7 protein-coding genes and 1 pseudogene are annotated in these 7,666 nt (G+C 70.4%); 5 read left to right on the top strand and 3 right to left on the bottom strand.

The window, feature by feature from the left end; genetic code table 11:
- Positions 1 to 248: pseudogene (locus tag GH736_RS13630) on the bottom strand (hypothetical protein); the annotation flags it as partial.
- Positions 249 to 493: 245 nt separating this feature from the next.
- On the opposite strand from GH736_RS13630, the gene GH736_RS13625 reads away from it, so the two are divergent.
- The 5 genes from GH736_RS13625 to GH736_RS13605 are packed head-to-tail and all read left to right on the top strand — an operon-like array spanning position 494 to position 4,970.
- Positions 494 to 1,714 (top strand): YihY/virulence factor BrkB family protein, encoded by a 1,221-nt coding sequence (locus tag GH736_RS13625; protein WP_159604164.1) that lies wholly within the window; start codon positions 494 to 496, stop codon positions 1,712 to 1,714.
- Between the two features lie 9 nt (positions 1,715 to 1,723).
- Positions 1,724 to 2,563: an exodeoxyribonuclease III gene (locus GH736_RS13620; protein ID WP_159604162.1), complete on the top strand. Its 840-nt coding sequence runs from the start codon at positions 1,724 to 1,726 to the stop codon at positions 2,561 to 2,563.
- A gap of 49 nt (positions 2,564 to 2,612) precedes the next feature.
- On the top strand, positions 2,613 to 3,623 hold the full coding sequence (gene trpS, locus GH736_RS13615; protein ID WP_159604160.1) for a tryptophan--tRNA ligase: 1,011 nt from the start codon (positions 2,613 to 2,615) through the stop codon (positions 3,621 to 3,623).
- A gap of 34 nt (positions 3,624 to 3,657) precedes the next feature.
- A complete protein-coding gene (locus GH736_RS13610; RefSeq protein ID WP_159604158.1) occupies positions 3,658 to 4,203 on the top strand; it encodes a GNAT family N-acetyltransferase in 546 nt (181 codons plus the stop codon).
- The gene (locus tag GH736_RS13605) at positions 4,200 to 4,970 is read left to right on the top strand and encodes an HAD family hydrolase (protein ID WP_159604156.1); all 771 of its coding nucleotides are present in this window, start codon (positions 4,200 to 4,202) and stop codon (positions 4,968 to 4,970) included. The genes GH736_RS13610 and GH736_RS13605 overlap by 4 nt, the downstream gene beginning before the upstream one ends.
- Positions 4,971 to 5,059: 89 nt before the next feature.
- Here GH736_RS13605 and glpK read toward each other — a convergent pair whose 3' ends face one another.
- Together glpK and GH736_RS13595 are read right to left on the bottom strand one after the other, a co-directional pair.
- Positions 5,060 to 6,574, bottom strand: a complete 1,515-nt coding sequence (gene glpK / locus GH736_RS13600; protein WP_159604154.1) for a glycerol kinase GlpK — start codon at positions 6,572 to 6,574, stop codon at positions 5,060 to 5,062.
- Positions 6,575 to 6,630: 56 nt separating this feature from the next.
- Positions 6,631 to 7,392 (bottom strand): MIP/aquaporin family protein, encoded by a 762-nt coding sequence (locus tag GH736_RS13595; protein ID WP_159604153.1) that lies wholly within the window; start codon positions 7,390 to 7,392, stop codon positions 6,631 to 6,633.
- Between the last annotated feature and the right edge of the window lie 274 nt (positions 7,393 to 7,666).

Below are 7,666 nucleotides of genomic sequence, written 5' to 3'. Positions count from 1 at the left end.
CGCCTCGCCGCTCGCCTCGGGGGCGTCGACGGCTCGACGGCCGGTTCGGGCGCGGGCTCGGAGACCGGGTCGGGGACGGCGGGCTCGGCGGCAGGCTCAGCCGTGGGCTCCGTCGTGACGGATGCCTCGGTCGCGACCGGATCCACCGGGATCTCGTCTGCGGCGGCCAGCGTCGGGGCGCCGAAGAGCACGAGTGCGCCGACGACGGCGCCGGCAAGTGTGGTGCGGATGCCTCCGCGGGCACGCATTCCGATGGAATGGCGCGCGCGACGGGTATTCCTCATCGGGTACATGACAGCTCCAGGATCGGGTTGGGAGCCGGCTCGCGTAACGGGTCAGCAGCGCCAGTCTGTCCCCGTGACCCACCGCACTCCAAGGATTTCTCGGATTTGTCCCCCGAAGACGGGGCTGGCTTCGGCCCGGCGTGAGGGCTGCTCCGCGGTCTCGTCGAGCGGCATCCGCCGCCCCGTCGACGGGTCGCTAGTGTGGAGCCGTGAGCGAGCGCACCCCGATCGACGACGATCCGCTGGGGACCGCGCCGCCGCATCCGGTCTCGCGCAACGAGGCCTTCAAGGAGCGGTTCGAGGAGCCGATCAGCCGGGTCAACGACCTCACGCAACGCACCCTGGCGCTGTTCCCGGTGCGGGTGTGGCGGCACTTCCTCTCCCGCAATGGCTTCCTGCTCTCGTCGGGCATGAGCTACCAGGCCCTGTTCGCCATCTTCGCCGCCGTCTACGTCGTGTTCGCGGTCGCCGGCATCTGGCTCACCGCCGACTCGCAGACGCTCAACGCCTTCATCGCCCTGCTGAACTCCTACGCACCGGGGCTCATCGGCGACGACGGCATCATCTCGACCGACGATCTCTACACGATCGCGACGACGAGCACGAGCCTCTTCGGCTGGACGGGCGCCGTCGCCCTCGCCGGCCTGATCTGGACGGCGATCGGGTGGATCACCTACTCGAGGATCGCGGTGCGCAGCATCTTCCTCCTGCCGAAGGACTCCCGCGCCTACGTGCTGCTGAAGACGCGCGACTTCATCGTCGGGCTCCTGTTCGGCACCATCCTGCTGGCGGCGACGGTGCTCACGGTGGCGACCACCTCGCTCTGGACCTGGCTCGTGGCCCTCCTCGACCTCTCACCCGACTCGGTGTGGTCGAACCTCCTGTTCCAGGCCGGATCGATGCTGGTGGTGTTCGTCATCGACGCCGCTGCGCTTGCGGTGCTGTTCCGCTTCCTCTCCGGCGCTGCCATGCCGTGGCGTCGGATGTGGGTCGGCTCGCTGCTCGGCTCGGCAGCGCTGACGGTGCTGCAGCTGCTCGGCGGACTGGTGATCACGGGCGCCGGGAAGAACCCGCTGCTCGCGACCTTCGCGGTCTTCATCGCCCTGCTGCTCTGGTTCCGCCTCACGGGCATCGTGATCCTCGTGGCCGCGAGCTGGATCGCGGTCGAGGCCTTCGACCACAACGAGACGCTCCGGCGGGTGACCCCCGAGCAGCTCGTCGCGGAGGAGCGCGCCCGCGAGCAACAAGCGTTGCTCACTGCGGCCCGGGTGCGCGTGCGTGAGGCGGAGGCCGAGCTCACCGGTGCGGGCTGGTTCCGGCGGATCCCGGCTCGCCGTCGGCTCTCGCAGGCCGAGGACGAGCTCGCCCGCCTCGAGGCCGCCGCCGGCCCACCCGCTGCCGCACCCGGCGACGTCGGACGGCTCCCGTAGGATCGAGGCATGCCCTCAGCGAAACCGCTCCGTGTCGCCAGCGTCAACGTCAACGGGGTCAGGGCGGCATTCCGCCGGGGCATGGGCGAGTGGCTCGACGGCCGAGGCGTCGACATCCTCGCGATGCAGGAGGTCCGCGCCTCCACCGAAGACCTCCAGGCGCTGCTCGGCGACGACTGGGACATCCTGCACGACCCCGCCACGGCGAAGGGACGCGCCGGCGTCGCGATCGCGAGCCGCAACCGAGCGAGCATCCACCGTGTCGAGCTCGGCGCACCCGATTTCGACAGCGCGGGGCGCTGGCTGGAGGCCGACTACGAGGTCGGCGATCGCATCATCACGGTCGTGAGCGCCTACGTCCACTCCGGCGAGGCCGAGACCGAGAAGCAGGTCGAGAAGTACCGCTTCCTCGACGCGATGGAGGCGCGCCTCCCCGAGCTCGCCTCGCACTCCGAACTCGCGCTCGTCGTGGGCGACCTGAACGTCGGGCACCGCACGCTCGACATCCGCAACTGGAAGGGGAACGTCAAGCGCGCCGGCTTCCTCCCCGAGGAGCGGGCGTACTTCGACCGCTTCGTCGGCGCGGAGGGCGACGACGACTACAACCGCGGCGGCGGCCTCGGCTGGATCGACATCGGCCGCCGCTTCGCCGGCGAGGTCGACGGGCCCTATTCGTGGTGGTCGTTCCGTGGCAAGGCCTTCGACAACGACACCGGATGGCGCATCGACTACCAGCTCGCCACGGCGCCGCTCGCCGAGCTCGCCCTCTCGTACGGCATCGACCGCGCCGCGACGTACGACGCGCGATTCTCCGACCACTCGCCGGTCGTGGTCGACTACGACCTCTGACCCACGACTCCACGACTCCACGACTCCACGTGACAAGGATCCGCACCGCATGACCACCTCTCGTCCCGTCGTCTTCTCCGGCATGCAGCCGTCGAGCGACTCCCTGCACCTCGGCAACTACCTGGGCGCGCTCGTCAATTGGGTCGCGCTGCAAGACGAGTACGACCCCATCTACTGCGTGGTCGACCTGCACGCCATCACCGTGCAGCAGGACCCGGCGGCCCTCCACGCCAACGTGCGCCGCACGGCCGCGCAATACCTGGCGGCCGGCGTCGATCTCGACCGGTCGACGCTCTTCATCCAGTCGCACGTGCCCGCGCACGCCGAGCTGGCCTGGGTGCTCGGCACGCTCACCGGCTTCGGCGAGGCGAGCCGCATGACGCAGTTCAAGGACAAGTCGGCCAAGCAGGGCGCGGATGCCACGACGGTGGGCCTGTTCACCTACCCGGTGCTCATGGCGGCCGACATCCTGCTCTACGGCACCCAGCTCGTGCCCGTCGGCGACGACCAGCGCCAGCACCTCGAGCTCACGCGCGACCTCGCGGGTCGCTTCAACTCGCGCTACGGCGAGACGTTCGTAGTGCCCGAGGCCCTCATCCCCAAGGAATCGGCGCGCATCTACGACCTGCAGGAGCCGACGGCCAAGATGTCGAAGTCCGCGGTCTCCGAGTCGGGTCTCGTGAAGCTCATGGACGATCCCGCGGTGACGGCGAAGAAGTTCCGCAGTGCCGTCACCGACACCGGCCGGGAGGTGCGCTACGACCCCGCCGAGAAGCCCGGCATCTCCAACCTCCTCGACATCCTCGCGGCCATCACCGGCCGTCCGATCGGCGACCTCGAGGCCGAGTACGACGGCCGCGGGTACGGCGACTTCAAGAAGGACGTGGCCGACGCGGTGGTCGACCGACTCACGCCCATCCGCGCGCGCACGCTCGAGCTGCTGGAGGACCCGGCCGAGCTCGACCGTCTGCTCGCGATCGGCGCCGATCGCGCGACCGAGCGGGCCGAGCAGATGCTGGCGGCGGTGTACGACCGCGTCGGCTTCACCCGCCGGGCGTAGCGTGCGACCGGTCATCCTCCGCACCGCGCGGCTCATGCTCGACGAGCCCCGCCTCGCCGACGCCGAGCTCGTGACCGAGTACTGCCAGGACCCGTTGTTCGAGCGGTACCTGACTACGCCGTGGCCCTACACCAGGGCCGACGCCGATGCATTCCTCGGATCGTATGTGCCCGAGTCGTGGGCGAGCGGCCGAGAGCTGACCTGGGCGATCCGGGGTGCCGACGGCGGGCCGGTGCTCGGCATGATCAGCGTGCGCGAGGCGCAGCACGAACTGGGCTTCTGGCTGGGCGCCGCCCACCGCGGCAGCGGCCTGATGAGCGAGGCCGCCACGGCCGTCTCCGAGTGGGTGCTGGGCGGCGGCATCCGTGGCGCCACGTCGCTGATGTGGCGCGCCGTCGAGGGCAACACCGCCTCGGCCAGGGTCGCGCGTGCCGCGGGATTCCGCCGGATCGAGCCGATCGCGCCGACGGTGCCCACCCGCGACGGGGGCACCCTGCCCGCGTGGCATGCGGTGCGGACGGAGCCGGTCGATCCCCGGGTCGACGAGAGCTGGCGCTCGATCCTCGGCGGTGGGCGATGAGCCCGGTTCCGGCGAACCCGGTCGTGCTGTTCGACCTCGACGACACGCTCATGGCGCACCGCGAGGCGGTCGCGACCGGCATCGCGCGTCACATGCGCGCACGTGCATATCGGGGCGATGAGCAGGCAGCCGCGCAGCGCTGGCACCGGCTCGAGGAGCAGCACTACACCTCCTACCTCGAGGGCTCCCTGACCTATGAGGGCCAGCGCCGTGCGCGAGCCGCGGCATTCGCCGAGGCCTTCGGCGAAGACCTCGACGAGGCCGCGGCCACCGCGTGGTTCGGCGAGTACATCCGGCACTATCGAGATGCCTGGACCCTGCACGACGACGCGCTGCCCGCACTGGACGCGATCACCGCAGCGCTGCCGGCCGTGCGGTTCGGCATCATCACGAACGGTGAGCTCGCGTTCCAGACGTCGAAGGTCGAACGGCTCGCGCTGCAGGCACGCATGGAACATGTCGTCGCTTCGGGCGACGTGGGGGTCGCGAAGCCCGATGCGCGCATCTTCCTGGAGGCACTGCGGCGATTCGACGGCACCGCGCCCGTCTCCGCCGCGGCGTACGTCGGCGACCGGCTGCGCACCGACGCGATCGGCGCGGCGCGTGCGGGACTGCTCGGCGTCTGGCTCGATCGCCGCGGCGTCGAGCCGGCGGCCGCCGATGCCGCGGAGGCCGATGCGGTGGGGGTCGTGCGTATCCGCGGGCTCGACGAGCTTCCGGCGCTGCTGACGAAGCGCCTCGGCCGGCCGAGCCCAGAACGCCCCTGACGACCCGACGATCGACGGCACCGACGAGGAACGGGCCGGACGCACCCCCATGCGTCCGACCCGTCCTCCCACCGTACCTGCGGTGGGAGCTATGCGACGTCCTCGTCGACCCACTCGAGGGTCTTCGTGACGGCCTTCTTCCAGTTGCGGTCGAGCCGCTGCCGCTCCGCCTCGTCCATGGCGGGCGTCCAGCGGCGGTCCTCCTGCCAGTTGGCGCGGAGCTCGTCGAGCCCCGACCAGAAGCCGACCGCGAGGCCTGCGGCATACGCTGCGCCGAGCGCGGTGGTCTCGGCGACCACGGGACGCACCACGGGAACGCCGAGGATGTCCGCCTGGAACTGGAGCAGCGTGTCGTTGGCCGTCGCGCCGCCGTCGACACGCAGCTCGCTCAGGTCGATGCCGGCGTCGGCGTTGACGGCCTCGACGACGTCGCGGGTCTGGAACGCGATCGCCTCGAGCGCCGCTCGCGCGATGTGGCCCTTGTTCACGTAGCGAGTGAGCCCGACGAGCGCGCCGCGCGCATCCGGTCGCCAGTACGGCGCGAACAGGCCCGAGAACGCGGGCACGAAGTACGCGCCGCCGTTGTCCTCGACGGTCGCGGCGAGCGCCTCGACCTCCGACGCCGACGAGATGAGGCCGAGATTGTCGCGGAGCCACTGGATCAGGGATCCGGTCACCGCGATCGAGCCCTCGAGCGCGTAGTGCACGGGCGCGTCGCCGAGCTTGTAGCCGACCGTCGTGAGCAGGCCGTTCTTCGAGTGGACGATCTCCTCGCCCGTGTTGAAGATGAGGAAGTTGCCCGTGCCGTAGGTGTTCTTCGCCTCGCCGGCGTCGAACGCCGCCTGGCCGAAGGTCGCCGCCTGCTGGTCGCCGAGGATGCCGGCGATCGGGGTCTCGCGCAGCAGCGAGTGCTCGTTGGCGACGCCGTACACCTCCGACGACGACTTGATCTCGGGCAGCATCGAGCGGGGCACGCCGAATGCGGCGAGGATCTCGTCGTCCCACTGGAGCGTCTCGAGGTCCATGAACATCGTGCGGCTCGCGTTCGTGACATCCGTCGCGTGCACTCCCCCGTCGACGCCGCCGGTGAGGTTCCAGAGCACCCAGGTGTCGGTGGTGCCGAAGAGCAGGTCGCCCGCCTCGGCCTTCTCCCGAGCGCCGGGCACGTTCTCGAGGATCCACACGATCTTGGTGCCCGAGAAGTAGGTGGCGAGCGGCAGCCCGACCTTCGCCTTGAAGCGCTCGACTCCCCCGTCGGCGGCGAGACGGTCGACGATCGCCTGCGTGCGGGTGTCCTGCCAGACGATCGCGTTGTACACCGGCTCGCCCGTGGTGCGGTCCCACACCACGGCGGTCTCGCGCTGGTTCGTGATGCCCACTGCGGCGATGTCGTGCCGGGTCAGGTTCGCCTTGCCGAGCGCCTGTCCGATGACCTCGCCCGTGTTGCGCCAGATCTCGGCGGGGTCGTGCTCGACCCAGCCGGCGCGGGGGAAGATCTGCTCGTGCTCGAGCTGCCCGGTCGAGATGATCGACCCGGCCTTGTCGAAGATGATCGCGCGCGACGAGGTGGTGCCCTGGTCGATCGCGAGGATGTAGTCAGCCATCTGAGAACTCCGTTGCTTCAGTGAATGGGTGAACGAGGGTGAGCGGATGCCGCGGCTCAGCCGAGGATCGGCAGGAGCGGGATCGCGGCGAGACCGGCGAGGACGCCGCCGATGATCGGTCCGACGACGGGCACCCACGAGTACGACCAGTCACTGCCGCCCTTGCCGGGGATGGGCAGGATGGCATGCACGATGCGGGGGCCGAGGTCGCGGGCGGGGTTGATCGCGTAGCCGGTGGGACCGCCGAGCGAGGCGCCGATGCCGATCACGAGCAGGGCCACGGGCAGGGCGCCGAGCGCGGCGAGGCCGCCGTCGCCCTGGCGTCCGCCGCCGAAGCCGATGACGACGAAGACGAGCACGAACGTGCCGATGATCTCGGTGACGAGGTTCCAGCCGTAGGACCGGATAGCGGGACCGGTCGAGAAGACCCCGAGGGTGTTCGCGGCATCCGGTTCGGCATCGAAGTGCTGCTTGTAGGCGAGCCAGCAGAGCACGGCGCCGAGCATGGCGCCGAGCATCTGTGCGGAGATGTAGGTGAGCACCGACAGCACGTTCACGGGCACGCCCATGCCGAACTCGGTCGCGCCGTTGGCGACGAGGCCGAGGGTGACGGCGGGGTTCAGCTGCGCGCCCGACGCGTACGAGACCGTGACACCCGCGAAGACCGCGAGGCCCCAGCCGAAGTTCACCATGAGGAACCCGCCGTTGTTGCCCTTGGTGCGCACGAGCGCGACGTTCGCGACGACGCCGCAGCCGAGCAGCACGAGCATGGCGGTGCCGACGAGTTCCGAGAGGAACACGATTCCGAGATTGTCCACGTTGACCTTTCATCTGTGATGAGGGCGCCGCTCGGCGGCCTCATGGTGGTGCGCGGGGCGATCGGCCCCGACGTAACGTACCGACCGGGCAGGCCGTCGCGGGGCGGTTTCGCGTGCACATGCGTGCAGATCTCAGCCGGTCGACGACGGCTCGGCGGCCGGCGGCGGCCCGTTCGGGTCAGGCCGAAGGGACGACCTGGCCGAGGCGCACGCCGTGGCGCTCGGCGCTTGGGGTGAGGAGTTCGATGCGAATGTGCTCCCCGTCGATGTGCGC

It is taken from the genome of Agromyces humi (assembly GCF_009720255.1).
Classification (GTDB): Bacteria; Actinomycetota; Actinomycetes; order Actinomycetales; family Microbacteriaceae; genus Agromyces; species Agromyces humi.
This window is presented reverse-complemented; position numbering and strand designations above follow the sequence as displayed.